Origin of the sequence: Virgibacillus sp. (assembly GCF_013393565.1) — a bacterium.
GTDB lineage: Bacteria > Bacillota > Bacilli > Bacillales > Amphibacillaceae > Virgibacillus > Virgibacillus dokdonensis.
Map to the genome: position 1 here is coordinate 1 of NZ_JABXHF010000046.1, position 15,152 is coordinate 15,152.

A 15,152-nucleotide genomic window follows, 5' to 3' on the forward strand; every position below is an offset into this window, starting at 1 on the left:
TAGACAAGAAATTCGAAACTATTTTGCATTCTATAACCAAAAGCGACTACATCAATCGCTAAATTACCAGACACCTGAGTTTGTTTATTATTCATAAAAGAATACCCCCTCTCATCCATAGGAACTTTGTTGTGAAGCCCCTCCTTGACCACCAAGTTCCTATGAATGAGAATAATAATGAAAAAAATGTTAATACCCCTTCCCTTAAAGGAGCTCCATAGCTCCCCCACCTTAAATATTTAAAATTTGTGTCTTGACAATGGGGTCCACTTTAAATATTGGGATGAAATAAAAAACTCTATAACAGATGAACTATTGGCCCACCTCAATTTCGTTGAGCAAAATAATACATGGAAGTCGTTGTTACAAATACTTCATCAACGGAAGTTTGCCGATTTATCCGAATTCACCACGTATGTTAATACGATCGATGAAACGGAACTACGTTTCATATGCCTGCCGTTTATCGGAATTGATTATCAAATCTACAGAGAGAAAGCAGCTCAAGGAGAAAAGAGCTCCGTAGAAAAGCTAGTTCAAGCAACGGCTGATAACCCCTTCTTTCCGACTTATATCGAATTCATGACAAAGTGCGACATTAGCTTTTTAAAGGAGCATCTTATTCACGTAATGCGTGGCTGGTATAAAGAGGTTTTAAAACGAGACGCGACAGAGATAAGCACCATTTTAAAAAATGATTATGAAGCTAAAAAGCAGATGAGAGAAAAATTAGCACCAGAAGAACTTGTTCAGTGGGCGACTGGTGGAGTGACATACACGCCTGAACCAAGTGTGCATCAAGTTTTATTAATTCCACAATATATTTATCGTCCATGGAATATTGAAGCAGATATAGAAAGAACGAAAGTTTTTTATTATCCGGTTTCCAATGAAAGTATTACTCCTTATGACAAATATACGCCAAATAATTTCTTAGTGCTGAAGCATAAAGCGTTAGGTGATGAGGTGCGACTTCGAATTGTTAAGCTGTTATCAGAAGAAAATCGTACATTACAGGACTTAACAGACCAATTAAATATTGGGAAATCTACCATTCACCACCACCTCAAAATTCTTAGAGCGGCAAAGCTAGTAGAGATATTGCATGCAAAATATGGTTTAAAAAAAGACGCCATACAGCTGCTATGTAAGGAGTTAGAAGTATATTTAGAAAAATAAGGGGAGGAGTGACATGCAGTCATCTGTTTTAAGGAATCGGTCTTTTGTTTCTGTATGGCTTGGAAATGGTATATCTGAATTAGGGGGAGCTTTTGGCACCTTTTGTAATTCGGTTTTAATCTACCAATTAACGGGTTCGACATTAGCATTAAGTAGTATGTGGGTATTATACTTTATTCCTTCGCTGCTTCTTCAATTATTTATTGGTCCTTTTATTGATCGTTGGAGTCGCAAATGGGTGATGATCTTTTCGCAATGGATTAGAGGGATGATTTTTTTAGTTCCGCTTTTTGCAATCCTGACAGAGACGCTTTTGCCTTGGCATGTATACATGGTGCAGGTAGTGGTTGGTTTAATCACTCCATTATATGTGCCTGCAAATCAAGCAATTTTACCTACCATTGTGACGAAAGAGCAGTTAGAGAAAGCGAATGCCTACATAGATGGAACAGTTAGACTTATGACTTTCATGGCACCGATAGTAGGGGGACTCGTCATTGAGTATATTGGAGTAACACGAACGCTTTCTTTCGTAACAGTTTTATTGATTGGAAGCGGATTCACCTTGTTGTTTATCCAAGAAGCTAGAAAGAATCAAGGAATGAGAAAGACTTGGGTAAAAGAGTTTTTAGAAGGGGTCGCTTATTTCTTTACAAATCCAATCATAGTATGGTTGGGCGTGTTTTTGGCAGTTGTACAGTTTGGAGTGGGTGTAACGATGGTTACCACACTTCCTTATATCACAGCGGAATTAAATGGAAGTTATGCAGAGTACGGATATTTTATGGCTGGGTTTCCCATTGGCTACATATTAGGTGCAATGTTTGTTGGCAAGATAACATCGAAAAACCGTCGCCTCGTCATGCTTGGTAGCTTATTTATTGGTGGACTGACATTTATCGCCTTGTTTTTTAATACGAGCATTGCCTTAGGTATAGCAACGGAAATAGTAGGAGGGATGGTTATGGCTATTTTTAGTATTCATAATACGACAATATGCCAAAAAGTGATACCACACGATGTAATGGGGAAGGTTTTTTCTGTAAGGTTATTCATTATTAGAGGGGTGATGCCTTTAGGTGTTATCGCTGGTGGCTTTCTGAGCGATGCGTGGGGAATTCGCCCTTTATATTTATGGATAGGTTCGATTATTTCCGTTGTTTCGTTATTAGGAATCCTGCTTCCGTATTTCAAGTTTATTAATCACTATCATGCTGAGGAAAGGGCTGCTTCATAAAACGAGGATGAGCGAATTTTGGTTCCAATCTTTGTCCAACAATCATCTAAATATTTGTTTTTTTCGGCGTTTGGTTACCTCGTGCAGTTTGTCTTATTACTTTCTCATCTGTAACCGTCCAATTTGTCCGCTTCGCTGTATTATTCGTCCCTGTTACGGAAATTGCGATGCTTAGCTCCTGATTTGCTCTTATACTTACAGTAACATGTGAGGGGAGCGAAGAAAATGAAAATATATATGCGTATTTTACTATTGTTATTAGGTGGATTATTTATGGTGCTGAGCAATGGCAAATTTTTAATGGCGCCAGCTGCTTGGATATTTCCGGTATTATTTTTGTTTGCCATTGAGAAGATGTCTTGGAAAAAAGCTTTGCCTGTCTTGTTGGTGGTAACGGCAGTGAGTAATCAGTTGAGCTTTCATAATATGCTACCGAGTTTGGACATCCCGATGTTTAGCTACATTCCAGCAATGGCGGGTTCACTTTATGCTTTACCATTTGTACTACAACAACTTAGCTTTCGCAAAACGAACTCCTTTGTTGCGACATTGATCTTACCATGTACGTATGCGTTATTGGATTTTAGCAATGTATATTTTAACCCTTTTGGAACATTTGGTATTCTTGGTTACTCGCAGCACGGGTTTTTGCCAGTTATGCAAGTGGCCTCTGTAGTCGGTGTTACCGGAATCACCTTTTTGATTATGTGGACAGCATCTATTGTGTATTGGCTTCGTTTAGATAATATGAAAGCAAAGAAGCGAAATGTGGCAATACTAACTACTGCAGTGCTTTTGCTTATCGTTACGTTAGGTGGTTTACGTGTCGTAACCAATGCAAATACGGAAACAGTGACCGTATCTGGTATTCATACACTGGATCGGACGGATTCGGATGTGTTAGAGATTTTTAATCTACATGAACAAGAAAACAGTGATTTTTTACAGAAAACGGAAGAAAACCTGGAACAATTAATCGCCATGACGATTACGGAGGCAAAAGCGGGAGCGAAGATTATTCACCATTCGGAAGGGGTTGCTGTGCTGGATGAGACGCAAAAAGCAGATTACTTGGACAGTCTCCGAGAGGTTGCTAAGGAATGGGGCGTCTATATTGTTACGGTGCCTTATGTTTTTACAGAGGAAGGTTCGCCCAATGAAAATGTCTTATATATGATCGAACCGTCTGGGGAGGTTGCGTTTGAACACTTTAAATATGGCGGCAATATCATTGAGAAGACGGTAGAAGGAGACAAGGAAATTAAATATGTCGATACAGATTACGGGCGTTTGTCAGGGATAATCTGTTGGGATAAAGATTTCCCATCTATCCTTAATCAAGCAGGTGAAAAGAACGTCGATATGTTGTTCATCCCATCTGCAGATTGGAAAGAGATTTCTCCGTACCATACGATTGTCGGTAATTTTAGAGGGGTTGAAAATGGTGCCAATGTGGTGACACAAACGGTAAATGGTATGTCCATGATTTCGGATTATAAGGGACAAACATTAGCGCAAATGGATCATTTCACCACCGACCAATGGGTCATGCGAGGACAAGTGCCAATAGAAGGTAAGGAAACCATGTACGCAAAGTGGGGGAAATATTTTGCGGGTTATATTATAATAATCTTAATTATTTCCACGGTGTATATCCGTTTTGTTGGTAGAAAAAAGATGGAATCATAAAAAGGAGCCCACATGAAATTAGGACTAGTATGCAACAATAATATACGTGATAACGTATTGGAAAAGTTCCAGTCTTTAGGTATTGAAGTATATCGTAAGGCAGACCTGTATGTCGTGGAAGAAGGGCTTCATACAGGTTTCCTGCCCTGTATCGTCTTTCATCCCGAGCAGTTAGATGAGTTATGGGAAATGCTCCAAGTATTTGCGACAACGAGCGCCACTTCCAAGATTGTCGGTTTTAAAGATGAAGCGTACCATGTTATCAATCATGCGAGCATTCTTTATTTTGAAGCGCTGGATGCAGGGGTGCTTTGTCATACAGCCACCGATGTATATCGGTTAAAGGAAAAGCTATATCAATTAGAGGAACGGTTGCCGAGTGATCGATTTATTAAGGTAAGCCGATCATTCATTGTTCATATTGATGCCGTTACACGAATTATTCCGTGGTTTAACCGACGTTTATTGCTTAAATTCGAGCGTTCAAAAAAAGAAGTGGAAGTATCGAAAAATTATGTCGGACATTTCAAAGCGTTTTTAGGAATGAGGTAGAATTAGTATGAAAAAATTTTATATCGAAGCCCTTGTTGTTTCAGTATTTATTGGGATCTTCATACGGGCATTCGCGCTGTTGTTTACTGGACAATCGCTTGTAACTCATATAGAAGGTTATTTGTTTAGTGTGCTCATTGCCATCATTTCCTGCACGCTTTCGTTTGCCGTTCATGTCAAAGTGCTAACAAGCAACCGCTATTCTTTTGTTACGAAATATTTGATCTCATCGATGCTAATTATAGTGATTTACGTCATTGGAAACCTCTATTTTGGAGGATTGGCTGTTTTGTATGAATGGGAATTTTATGGTTATGCTGTCGCTATCGTGCTGGTCTCCTTACCTTTGATTTATTACTTTAACAAGCGGATGATAAGATTTAATGACTTTTTACAGCTGAAAAAATCACAGCATGCGGAGCGTGTATATGTGAAATAAGTAATCTGGCGGTTTTTTTTAAAGTATAGGAAATCTTATTGGGCGAGCTATCTCCTATTAAGAAAATAATAATGAGTTTTATAGGAGGACTTTTAAAATTAATATAAAACAATTGAAGATAAGAACTAGTGAAAATTTTTAAAGCTAGATGAAGTTGTTGAATGTGAAGGAAATACAAAATAACCCAAGTTGGTACCGACCCCCGAAAGTTAGAGTAAAAAATCTAACTTTCGGGGGTAACCAACGTTCTTTGGGTTATTTTGTCACATTATCTTCTTAGTTCGGTTTTATCACTTATAGTTTTTAGGATAAATTTATTCATAACAGGACCTATAATTGCTCTTATTTACTGTGTTTTATAACATTTTTAACATATTTCTGGGAAAAATCAGGATTACTTCTTATTTGTTATAAATTTCACAATATGTTTGATACCTTTTTTACTACAATTTATCCTTAATTAGTAGTATATAAAATCGCTAGGTACCAGAGCGTAAGAGAGCAAGTTTTATGCTAAGAGTTTTCTTTTTTTAAAGCTTCATGCACTGCTTCAATTGCATGGATAACGGTTGTATCAAACAATGGAACTTCTGAATCTTCAGGCTTAATTAATAAACCAATTTCTGTACAACCTAAAATGATTCCTTCAGCTCCATGATTAACTAGCTGTTGGATGACATTCTTATAATAGTCCTTCGATGATTGCTCTATTTTCCCTACACATAATTCTTCATAGATAACTCTATGGATATCGTTACGTGCTTTCTCATTTGGAACGATCACTTTAATACCATTCGCTTCAATTCTAGCTTTGTAAAATTTTTGCTCCATCGTATATTTAGTTCCAAGTAATCCAACGGTTTTTATATTGGATTGTTGTATTTGGTTTGCCGTTGCATCAGCAATATGTAAAACAGGAATGGTTACCCTTTTTTCAATGGAATCAATTACTTTATGCATCGTATTTGTACATATTACTATGAATGCTGCACCTGCTTTTTCTAAAGATAATGCTGCTTTACCTAATGCCTCGCCCGCACTTTCCCAATCGCCTTCCGCTTGGTAACGTTCAATTTCGTCAAAATCAACACTATATAATAAACATTTTGCTGAATGTAATCCACCTAGCTTTTCTTTTACTTCTTCATTCATTATTCGATAATACTCTGCTGAAGATTCCCAACTCATTCCGCCTATAAGTCCAATAGTTTTCATTCCATTTCCTCCATTCCAATGGGCATACGTGTTAGTGAATTTTACTTAGCGTATAATCTATAAACTGATGCGTCAAGTATTAATTTTATCGTTTTACCCAAAGAGAATATGAGCCAAATAGCAACATAATCCATTTTCTCTTCTTGAGTTGGTACGTGTCATTCATTACCAACAGTAATAATAGGGAAATAAAAAGCCCTATATGAATCGGGTTAAAGGTTGGTATATGATCAGGTTCACTAATATTTACAAACATACCAACGCCAAGAAATCCAACCGTGATTAACAGAAGCAAATTCATAACATGCACGACTACAAGATAAACGTATTTCATAAAATCCCCCCCCCTAGTAATTTATAAATGAAGTATATTACAATAATGGAGCGATAGTGTACTGGTTATTGAAGAAGGTGGGGGTGTTTAATGTATAGATTCATTTACTAACTGTGCTATGCTAAGCCCTTGTTTCTAAAAAGCTTTATTACATCCACTTAGATAAGGAGTTGTACCAATTGAGCATTTGGTTATTTCGAGCGGGTTCTCAAGGGGAGTTTGAGAATAAATTTTTAAATGATAATCGTGTTTACTTAACATGGGAAGACTTGGACATAAACTTGAAAGATTATCCAAATAAAGAAGATCTATATGATTTGCTAATAAAAAAATATCGTTTGGAAAAAGAAAAAACAGCGATCAATTGGGCGTCACAAATATACCCGATTGCAAATCGAATGAAAGTAGGCGATTGGGTTGTGTTACCAAGCAAGTTAAATCGGACCATTCATTTTGGGGAAATTAAAGGCGATTATTGTTTTGATCCGAATGCAGAATCCCCCTACTTTCATTATCGCGATGTCCGTTGGTTTGCTTTAGATGTTCCGAGAGATAGGTTTGATCAGGACATTCTATACTCGTTAGGGGCTTTCATGACTGTTTGTAAGATACATAAAAATAATGCAGAAGAACGATTGCAAGAAATGTATAAGAACAATTGGCAAGTTGTTCAGAAATCGATTACAACACGTATTGATGAAACGGAAGAGGAATCGGCCGTTAACTTAGAGGAGTTTATTCAGGATAAAATTTCTGAGCATATTATTCGTAAGTTTAAAGGACACAAGATGGAGGCGTTAATTGAAGAGATTCTTAAGGCAAAAGGTTTTACGACATATCGTAGCCCAGAAGGAGCAGATCATGGAATTGATATTTTAGCTTCTTCTAATACCCTAGGGTTTGGTTCGCCGAAAATTTGCGTGCAAGTGAAGACGAATGGTACGCCAGTCGGTCGTCCAACGATGGATCAATTGTTAGGAACGATGAGTAATGTAAACGCTGATTATGGATTACTAGTATCATGGAGCGGATTTAAAGTGTCCGTGTTAAATGAGGTACCAAAGCAGTTTTTTAAATTACGCTTATGGGATTCTGCTAAAATTATAGAGCAATTATTTGAAACGTATGATTTACTTAGTGATGATATAAAAACAGAAATACCTTTAAAAAGAGTATGGATGTTGAACGTCGAGGATAACGAATAGCATCAAAAAGGATTGGTTCAACTCATGCGCACTTCATAACGCTTAAGCATAAAGACCTCCTAATTTTACTAGAAGGTCTTTTTACGATTGTTCTGTTTCTGTTGTAAATGAAGTTTGATAAACTTTTGAAATAGGTTTGCACGATAGAATATAAATTAATTGTTCCGCCATATATTTGGTGGAGTATTTAAAATCACTTTTCACCCATTCAATAATCATTCCTAGCAGGGCATAGGATTGATAGCTTGCCTGTAAGTCTTTATTGATTGTATGATTTTCTTCCGCACCCTGTAAATCTTTCAAGGCTAATTCTTTAATCACATTACATAATTTAGTTTGAAAGCCTGGCATAATAGATTCATGGTGAATGATGGTTGGATAAAATTCTGAGAATCGAGCGACATGATCAAATATCTTGATGGTGGAAGCCTTCATCTCTTCAAGGATGAAAGTTTTTTTATTATGGTATGGGGCTCGAAACGAGTGTATGAGGTTTGATATGACATCTTGAATCAGCTCTTCTATCAAATCTTCTAAAATAGATTAGTGCTTATAGAACGTTCCTCGATTTAAGTCAGCGACTTTAACAATGTCAGTAATTGTGATTTGTTGTAAATCCTTTTCTTTCATAAGCTGTATGAGAGCTGTTTTTAACGCTTCTTTTGACTTACGAACTCTGCAATCTACTTTCATAACAATTTACCACCCATCTGTTCGTTTTTAATGCGATAGTATACGCTTGCAAACTTATCTGTTGATTTAGCAACAGAATAGCTTTTTTGAATATTGCTACCTTAATTCCCAGAGCAAAATTGCATAGTGCTCTGGGTTTTTCGAGTAGAAAATTTACTAGTTTATGTACCTGTTTACAATTTTAGTAATGTAAATCCCTGGAAGATTTAATCGTCGCATCAAGACAATTAGTAAGCTGGGAAAACCAAAGGTAATGATCGGCGCTACGATGGTATAGCTCATTACCTTTGGTTTTCTTCTCATCATACCCCTCCGTGTAAACTCTCTCTCTACTTATCTTTCCCCTAATAGAGAGATTTAAAAAGAAGTATTATACATCATAGATATATACATCTATCATGATGCCAATTGCTAACAAGGCAAGCTTGGTGAGGGCATCCGTCTTTTCCATTGTTAGATAATAACCATCATGTTGATGGATACTATCTTGAATGGAATCGTATACAAGCGACCGTTTCTGAATAGAAGCGATCGTAGTGTTGTTTTTACATGCTTTCACAGTGTAATGAATGGCACCAAAATCACCTTTAGCTTGTATGAGCTGCTTATTTTCTTTGTCAATGACCGTCATCGTTGCAGTAGATAGTTTTAGCTTTGGTTGAACCGTTGCTAAAAGCTCTCCTTCATTGGAAAGGAGGTGAAAATCGGTTGTTATTCCTTTCTGTTTTTTAGTAATCCAGCCTAAAATATGACCGTTACTATCTAAAACCTGTAAATCAAAACTTATGAATTGGTAAGCGACCAGTTTTACTAGTTGATTCGTTATTTTCTTATGGGAAGCCGGAGTTTCTTCTATTTTGCCGATGATTTGGTTGTTTGCGCTTATTGTATAGATTTTTCGTTGTAGTTTATATAGCGTTGTTTTTTGCAGGAAAAATGTACTATATTGCAAAAACATGTGAACCCTCCAATGTGAAAATACGCATTTCTATATTATTTTTTGTTTAAGGTAGCCTCGGTTTTTCTATATGTAGTATCCAAAGTAGCCAAATAACCTTCTTTGGAGAGAACCAGTTTAAACGATTTGTAAATAAATTTCAATATTTAAAAATGTTAAATAAAATATTTAATTTTGAATAAATTATACCGATATAAATATTAATATATTATTAGAAAGGAGTTCCGATATGAGTATAAAACGAAAGTCCTCCATCATTGTTTTTATAATTACTTTAATGGTGGGTTTATTTTCTTTATCATTAACGACTTATGGAGCAGAAGTGGATTTTAAAGCTTTTAATGTAAAACCACACTTGAGCAATCAAAATGTGGAGTTTAGTGATGAAGTGCCAGTATTGGATAAAACAAAGGGAGTTACTATAAAGAAACCTGCGTCTATTAATTCTAATTATAATATTTCGGGGGACCGAATGTTCTTTAATGATTCCTTAGTGGAAACGGACCCAGATGACTTTTGGTTTTTTAATGCTTCTGATGATAGAAGTATACTTTTTGAAATAGAGACGGATAATCCAGATTACGTTGTGGAACTCTATAAAGTTGATTGGGAAACAGAAACAGCATACCCTACTTCTATAAGCGGTTCGCCGGGAAATATAGTAGCCAATAGTCAATTAATAGCTGGTGATTGGGCGCTAAGAGTCTATTCTACTGAAACAATGGGGGATAATTATACAATTAAGATGAATGCAACTAATCCATCAGGTGCAACAAGTATAATTTCTACTTCTCCTTCATTGTTGCAAGCAATATTACTTTATCCAAATAGAGAAGTTTATTCAAATGGTAATTATGTTCTTACTGTTGATGGAAGTAATTCACATTTGGATTGGGAACGTGAATATTATTTTAGTTGGGATGGAAATTATAATCAACGGACACACAGCGTTTCTGATGCAAAAGTTAAATCAATTGCAGGCCCTGTCAGTTACCAATCAGATTATGCTAGCTCTGATAACGCAATATTAGTATATTTAGATAAAGAAACTTTATTTATGCACCATGTTTCATCCTTTAGATCAGGCCCGCCAACTCAATATGAAGACTCATTTGTTGATACAATTGGAAAAACAACTCCTAGAAGGTTAGATGATGATGATCTCAATAATTGGGGGGATCATATAATCATTTTCGATGTAAACAAGGGACGTTCTATCGATTTTTTCAGTGTTCTAAATTTTTATTATGCAAGTAGTGTTGAGTCTGTTCCTACGATAGAATTTTTGAATTAAAACATAACCATTTAATGAAATGAAGGGTAAGGAGTTTTAACAATAAATATTGTGATGTTCATGTATATTTAGAGTTTGCTAATTCACTAAAAAGGTGGAAAGGTCCATGCAAATCAATCATTTTTTACATGTATACAGCAACAACAGTATAGTGACTGAACAGAAGAAGCCATTTAATACGAATTCCTTTGGTATAAGCAAATTGGAAGCATATAAAACTACGACAGACGAAGCGAAGGAGCATGCATTACGAAGGTTGATGTCCCCTATTTTAGTGAACCTATCTCGAACAAGTGACGGCAAGATAACAGGAGATAGAATACAGCGTAATCGAGAAGATGTTTTAGCATTAACCGAAGACGATTTAAACAATGTGGATATAAATTGGGATCGTTTACAGATGGATCTAACCAATCGAACTCCTAGTTATGCTACATTAGATCGATTAGTTAAAGATATGGATCATATTGCCTCCCAATATGCTTATAGCCAGTTCCGAATAAAACAGAGTTTTACTGGGTCTGAACGGGAAGAATATTTGAAAAAACTTGATTCTATTATCAATAATCATGTGGATAGTTATGCGAAACAATTTTCACGTATGACGGGTAGCTTTTTGAGTGAGCATGGTGTGAATGAGGAAGCTGAAATGATCAGTGCTAGTATTAAAGATTTATTTCAACAGCGCAAAGAGCAATATACAACGTTTATACAAAAAAATGAAGATTTTGCTGGTATAAAAGGGACCCCGAATGAGTGGTTGGTAGCAGATAATACGTATATGGCTCAACAATTGCAGTCTTCTTATAGAGAGAAGCTTTCGAATAATACATCAACAAAGGAAAGCGGATATAATATGGATGAGTTAATGGCTATTGGGACATTTGTGAAAGAAATGCAGTATGTTGATTATAGGTCTCGTCCATTAGGTGGAAACAAGCATAAATCGGAAGAGGAATTTGGTGTTGAGCTTGGGTTTCAAGCTATGAAATATGCCCTCATCAAAGACAGCTATGAAATGCGGGACGGGCTACAATCGAAACTCGATATGGTATTTCAGGAATTTGTAGACAAGCAAAATGAAAAAGCGGCAGATTATATCAAGCGTATGCGAAATGATCCGTTTGTAAGGAATGAAGAAGCATATCGTATGGATTGGAATGACCAACTTGTTCAAGACATCATGGCTTCCCTCGTTGGTAACTTAGATGCTGTAGATGTGAACGGATCTTTTCAGAAGGACATGTCTGCCATTTTGCAGGGGTATATAAATCACACAAAAAATACGGAAACGAGTAAGTTGTCGCGATATCATGAATATCATAACTCCTGGAATAAAAGTAACTATATAGCAGATTGGAACCGCTTTGTTGAACATATTTTGCCAAGAGATTCTATGCGGACATATTTATTAGAAGAAAACCCATCTTATGTAGATATTACAATATAAAATTTGATAATTTTTAAAGATGGAAGTGCAATAATTTGCATTACTCTTTTCAAAGTAAATCCTTTTTATTCGATATTGTAACGTTTTGTGTAGCGTAATGCTCTGTAAATTACAACTGTAAAATATACAAAATGAATAAGTGTTTATCATAATTCAACTGACAAAAAGACGCTGGGATGAGGCATTATGAGTCACCCAGCTCTTTTTTGTATTAGGAGAGTATGGATTTGCTTTTACTTTACGGTTATTAAGGGCTGTACGCTCTCCCTTCCCATCCAAGCTTGTATGCGGGGTAGTTCGTCGCACCTAGATGAAAAGCTTCGTACCGCTAATGTTACCTATAAATTATCGTATTTTAATTTCCTACCTTTGCTCTTTTCTACAGGGTATTTCTGCGCGTTTTTCTGCATTTTTTCCAATATCATTTCTTTAACGTCTAAATCAAGATCATGGCTAAGCATCAGTGCATAAATCATGACATCAGCGAGTTCTTCTTTTATGTTTTCTAGGTTCTCCTCGATTGCTTGTTCACTTGTTTTCCATTGAAAATCTTCCAGTAATTCAGCTGCTTCTAACGACAGAGAGATAGCCAAATCTTTCGGGTTGTGAAACTGTCTCCAATCTCGCTCATCGCGAAAGGCGTTCAATTTCTGGATTAATTTTCTTATATCATTCATATTGTCCCTTCCTTTATAATTATTTATATAGACCATCTAGACATTTTTTTATTACTGCATTATGCTATGTCATGAAGTATAACATAGTCGATAATCCAACATTAACATTTTATACTAAAATTTAATTATATAAAATGATGTACCTCTTCCCCGTTTATCATGTAAAATAATTGTATAATTCCATATATACTGTCGAAATAAATTGAATAGAGCTTGTATTTTAGATATGTTATCTTATTTTATTGTTTGAGATACATATTTTAATTATAGTTTGATAGATTGCTGCTGGTTATCTATAAACTAGTTTTGCTTGGAAAGGAAGGCTGATATGTAAGGTGAAGCGTAAGGAGCTCCCTTTCTCTATTTAGAGTAGGGGCATTTTCTAGAGTTAGTGCATTTTTAGACAGTGCAAAAGTGTATTTGTCTTATTGTAAAGGTGATTTGAAAGTATATCGCGCATGTAAGGTGCTATAAGATTTTCAATTTAGAAGGGCTAAATGAATAAAAGTCTATTGGCTATACTCTTGTAGTGCTAACATTCGGTAGGGACGGAAGAAAGTTCATATTGATGAAAGTTTGACTTCATGCAAAATTATTATGTTTCACTCATTTATCCATGTGACATATTCACGCCTGCATATCACCACAGATACATAGTAAGCAAAAGGAGTATTAGTGATGAAGCCCACTAAATTGACATACGGAATACTGATAGTTATCGGATTGATTGCTATTGGACTAATAGTTAGTTCATTGTTTAAATCTATAGATAAGGATGTTGCTGCTACCCATACTACGGCTAGTAGTGAAAAAAAAGCGCATCCCAATTATCCAGAAGTTCAGGTTGTTACTGAAAAAGCACATGACAAAGTATATAGCATGGAGATTGATTATCCGCAGTTTCAGAGTAAGAAATTAAACAAAAAAATGAATGCCTTTGTAAAAATGGCTAAAGAGGATTTTTTACACAATGTAGAAGAAAATAAACAACAATTAAAGAGTCAAGAGGCGAGACTCGCTATCCGTTCAGACATGCAAAAGTTTTCAGATCACATTTATTCTGTAGCAATCCATGAAAAGAGTTGCTTACATGAAAAGCAATGTCAAGATTTATCTGACATCGTTATAGTAGATAGCAAGAATAATAATTACATAAACCAAACAGAGATCTTACAAGATACAGAACAGAACCGAGGTACTCTTTTTCAATTGCTAAAGCATGCGTTTGAACAATCTGATAAATATAGTGAACATTTTTCTAGTAAAAAGTTATCGGAGTGGGTCTATGATAAGGACAACAATTTTTCCAATATGTATCTTGCAGATGAATCGATAGTTTTTCAGTTTGATAATAATAAAGTGATAGATAAAGAAGCGGAAATCACTATCCCTTTTTCGAAAATGCAAGATGTACTAACAGATGAGTGGAAAGATATGATTAGACATGAAAGCACTGAGGGTAGTGATAATACAGAGAATAGTAAAAGTACCGTGAATAAAGAAAATACCAGGGATAATGATAGTACAGAGAATAATAAAAGCACGGAGGATAAGCAAGAGGATTCGACTATAAAGCAGGAAGAAAAAAATTCAAATTCTCCCTCAGTTAATCAAGAAAAGCATCCTTCTTCGAATCAGAAGCGAGTTGCTCTTACATTTGATGATGGTCCACATCCGCAAAACACCCCAAAGGTGCTTGATTTACTAAAACAGTATAACGCAAAAGCAACATTTTTTATGCTGGGAAATAAAGTAACTGCAAATGCAACCGTCGTTAAAAGAATGAAGGATGAAGGGCATGAATTAGGTAACCATACCTGGGACCATAAAGATTTAACAAAATTAGGTGTAGCAGGAATAAGACGAGAAATAGAACAGACCAATGAAGCCATCCGTAATGCTGCTGGTAAAAACCCCACTTTATTTCGTCCACCGTATGGAGCGACAAATGGAAATATAGAAAAAATTGTAGGTTTACCATCCATTCTTTGGACTGTTGATACACGGGATTGGGAATCACTTGATCCAGTAGCAATTTTAAATGAAGTGAAAAGTCATACAACAGATGGTTCTATTTTGTTAATGCATGATATACATACATCTACTGTAAATGGGTTGAAATCCGTATTGGATTATTTAGTTGGAGAAGGTTATGAATTTGTAACTGTTTCGGAAATAATTAAAACTTAGAAGAAAAGAGGGACATTGTCTCTCTTTTTTCATTGCACTA

16 protein-coding genes are annotated in these 15,152 nt (G+C 35.8%); 10 read left to right on the top strand and 6 right to left on the bottom strand.

Annotation, left to right across the window (positions count from 1 at the left end; genetic code table 11):
• Positions 1 to 10: 10 nt before the first annotated feature.
• The 6 genes from HLX49_RS17110 to HLX49_RS10820 all read left to right on the top strand — a co-directional run bounded on the left by HLX49_RS17110 (position 11) and on the right by HLX49_RS10820 (position 5,096).
• On the top strand, positions 11 to 97 hold the full coding sequence (locus tag HLX49_RS17110) for a hypothetical protein (protein WP_367112743.1): 87 nt from the start codon (positions 11 to 13) through the stop codon (positions 95 to 97).
• 263 nt (positions 98 to 360) lie between these two features.
• The gene (locus HLX49_RS10800; protein ID WP_296361824.1) at positions 361 to 1,179 is read left to right on the top strand and encodes an ArsR/SmtB family transcription factor; all 819 of its coding nucleotides are present in this window, start codon (positions 361 to 363) and stop codon (positions 1,177 to 1,179) included.
• A gap of 13 nt (positions 1,180 to 1,192) precedes the next feature.
• Positions 1,193 to 2,416 (top strand): MFS transporter, encoded by a 1,224-nt coding sequence (locus HLX49_RS10805; protein ID WP_101933175.1) that lies wholly within the window; start codon positions 1,193 to 1,195, stop codon positions 2,414 to 2,416.
• Between the two features lie 225 nt (positions 2,417 to 2,641).
• Positions 2,642 to 4,105: a nitrilase-related carbon-nitrogen hydrolase gene (locus HLX49_RS10810; RefSeq protein WP_296361826.1), complete on the top strand. Its 1,464-nt coding sequence runs from the start codon at positions 2,642 to 2,644 to the stop codon at positions 4,103 to 4,105.
• 12 nt (positions 4,106 to 4,117) lie between these two features.
• Positions 4,118 to 4,657: a LytTR family DNA-binding domain-containing protein gene (locus HLX49_RS10815; RefSeq protein WP_077701876.1), complete on the top strand. Its 540-nt coding sequence runs from the start codon at positions 4,118 to 4,120 to the stop codon at positions 4,655 to 4,657.
• Positions 4,658 to 4,664: 7 nt separating this feature from the next.
• Entirely contained in the window at positions 4,665 to 5,096 is a 432-nt protein-coding gene (locus tag HLX49_RS10820; RefSeq protein ID WP_296361829.1) for a hypothetical protein, read from the top strand.
• Between the two features lie 513 nt (positions 5,097 to 5,609).
• Here HLX49_RS10820 and HLX49_RS10825 read toward each other — a convergent pair.
• On the bottom strand, positions 5,610 to 6,311 hold the full coding sequence (locus tag HLX49_RS10825) for an aspartate/glutamate racemase family protein (RefSeq protein ID WP_296361831.1): 702 nt from the start codon (positions 6,309 to 6,311) through the stop codon (positions 5,610 to 5,612).
• Positions 6,312 to 6,396: 85 nt separating this feature from the next.
• Positions 6,397 to 6,645 (bottom strand): hypothetical protein, encoded by a 249-nt coding sequence (locus HLX49_RS10830; RefSeq protein ID WP_296361834.1) that lies wholly within the window; start codon positions 6,643 to 6,645, stop codon positions 6,397 to 6,399.
• Between the two features lie 179 nt (positions 6,646 to 6,824).
• On the opposite strand from HLX49_RS10830, the gene HLX49_RS10835 reads away from it, so the two are divergent.
• The gene (locus HLX49_RS10835; protein ID WP_296361836.1) at positions 6,825 to 7,850 is read left to right on the top strand and encodes a restriction endonuclease; all 1,026 of its coding nucleotides are present in this window, start codon (positions 6,825 to 6,827) and stop codon (positions 7,848 to 7,850) included.
• An 81-nt stretch (positions 7,851 to 7,931) separates the two neighbouring features.
• On the opposite strand, the gene HLX49_RS10840 is transcribed toward HLX49_RS10835, so the two are convergent.
• The 3 genes from HLX49_RS10840 to HLX49_RS10850 form a co-directional block, all read right to left on the bottom strand.
• On the bottom strand, positions 7,932 to 8,285 hold the full coding sequence (locus HLX49_RS10840) for a TetR-like C-terminal domain-containing protein (RefSeq protein ID WP_296361839.1): 354 nt from the start codon (positions 8,283 to 8,285) through the stop codon (positions 7,932 to 7,934).
• A 108-nt stretch (positions 8,286 to 8,393) separates the two neighbouring features.
• Positions 8,394 to 8,543 (bottom strand): TetR/AcrR family transcriptional regulator, encoded by a 150-nt coding sequence (locus tag HLX49_RS10845; protein ID WP_296361841.1) that lies wholly within the window; start codon positions 8,541 to 8,543, stop codon positions 8,394 to 8,396.
• 370 nt (positions 8,544 to 8,913) lie between these two features.
• Positions 8,914 to 9,501 (bottom strand): LURP-one-related family protein, encoded by a 588-nt coding sequence (locus tag HLX49_RS10850; RefSeq protein WP_296361843.1) that lies wholly within the window; start codon positions 9,499 to 9,501, stop codon positions 8,914 to 8,916.
• A gap of 229 nt (positions 9,502 to 9,730) precedes the next feature.
• Between HLX49_RS10850 and HLX49_RS10855 the strand changes: the two genes are divergently transcribed.
• Positions 9,731 to 10,795, top strand: a complete 1,065-nt coding sequence (locus tag HLX49_RS10855; RefSeq protein ID WP_296361845.1) for a hypothetical protein — start codon at positions 9,731 to 9,733, stop codon at positions 10,793 to 10,795.
• 106 nt (positions 10,796 to 10,901) lie between these two features.
• Positions 10,902 to 12,245 carry a hypothetical protein gene (locus HLX49_RS10860; protein WP_296361847.1) on the top strand — a complete coding sequence of 448 codons (1,344 nt, stop codon included), beginning with the start codon at positions 10,902 to 10,904 and terminating at the stop codon, positions 12,243 to 12,245.
• A gap of 338 nt (positions 12,246 to 12,583) precedes the next feature.
• Here HLX49_RS10860 and HLX49_RS10865 read toward each other — a convergent pair whose 3' ends face one another.
• Positions 12,584 to 12,922: a nucleotide pyrophosphohydrolase gene (locus HLX49_RS10865; protein WP_101933178.1), complete on the bottom strand. Its 339-nt coding sequence runs from the start codon at positions 12,920 to 12,922 to the stop codon at positions 12,584 to 12,586.
• 678 nt (positions 12,923 to 13,600) lie between these two features.
• Here HLX49_RS10865 and HLX49_RS10870 point away from each other — a divergent pair.
• Positions 13,601 to 15,112: a polysaccharide deacetylase family protein gene (locus HLX49_RS10870; RefSeq protein WP_296361852.1), complete on the top strand. Its 1,512-nt coding sequence runs from the start codon at positions 13,601 to 13,603 to the stop codon at positions 15,110 to 15,112.
• Positions 15,113 to 15,152 lie beyond the last annotated feature (40 nt).

Bases quoted from the DNA above. Each gene is read 5' to 3' on its own strand.
- HLX49_RS10805 (WP_101933175.1), top strand. From the start codon at position 1,193: ATGCAGTCATCTGTTTTAAGGAATCGGTCTTTTGTTTCTGTATGGCTT.
- HLX49_RS10810 (WP_296361826.1), top strand. From the start codon at position 2,642: ATGAAAATATATATGCGTATTTTACTATTGTTATTAGGTGGATTATTT.
- HLX49_RS10815 (WP_077701876.1), top strand. From the start codon at position 4,118: ATGAAATTAGGACTAGTATGCAACAATAATATACGTGATAACGTATTG.
- HLX49_RS10820 (WP_296361829.1), top strand. From the start codon at position 4,665: ATGAAAAAATTTTATATCGAAGCCCTTGTTGTTTCAGTATTTATTGGG.
- HLX49_RS10825 (WP_296361831.1), bottom strand. From the start codon at position 6,311: ATGAAAACTATTGGACTTATAGGCGGAATGAGTTGGGAATCTTCAGCA.
- HLX49_RS10830 (WP_296361834.1), bottom strand. From the start codon at position 6,645: ATGAAATACGTTTATCTTGTAGTCGTGCATGTTATGAATTTGCTTCTG.
- HLX49_RS10840 (WP_296361839.1), bottom strand. From the start codon at position 8,285: ATGAAGGCTTCCACCATCAAGATATTTGATCATGTCGCTCGATTCTCA.
- HLX49_RS10845 (WP_296361841.1), bottom strand. From the start codon at position 8,543: ATGAAAGTAGATTGCAGAGTTCGTAAGTCAAAAGAAGCGTTAAAAACA.
- HLX49_RS10850 (WP_296361843.1), bottom strand. From the start codon at position 9,501: ATGTTTTTGCAATATAGTACATTTTTCCTGCAAAAAACAACGCTATAT.
- HLX49_RS10855 (WP_296361845.1), top strand. From the start codon at position 9,731: ATGAGTATAAAACGAAAGTCCTCCATCATTGTTTTTATAATTACTTTA.
- HLX49_RS10860 (WP_296361847.1), top strand. From the start codon at position 10,902: ATGCAAATCAATCATTTTTTACATGTATACAGCAACAACAGTATAGTG.
- HLX49_RS10865 (WP_101933178.1), bottom strand. From the start codon at position 12,922: ATGAATGATATAAGAAAATTAATCCAGAAATTGAACGCCTTTCGCGAT.
- HLX49_RS10870 (WP_296361852.1), top strand. From the start codon at position 13,601: ATGAAGCCCACTAAATTGACATACGGAATACTGATAGTTATCGGATTG.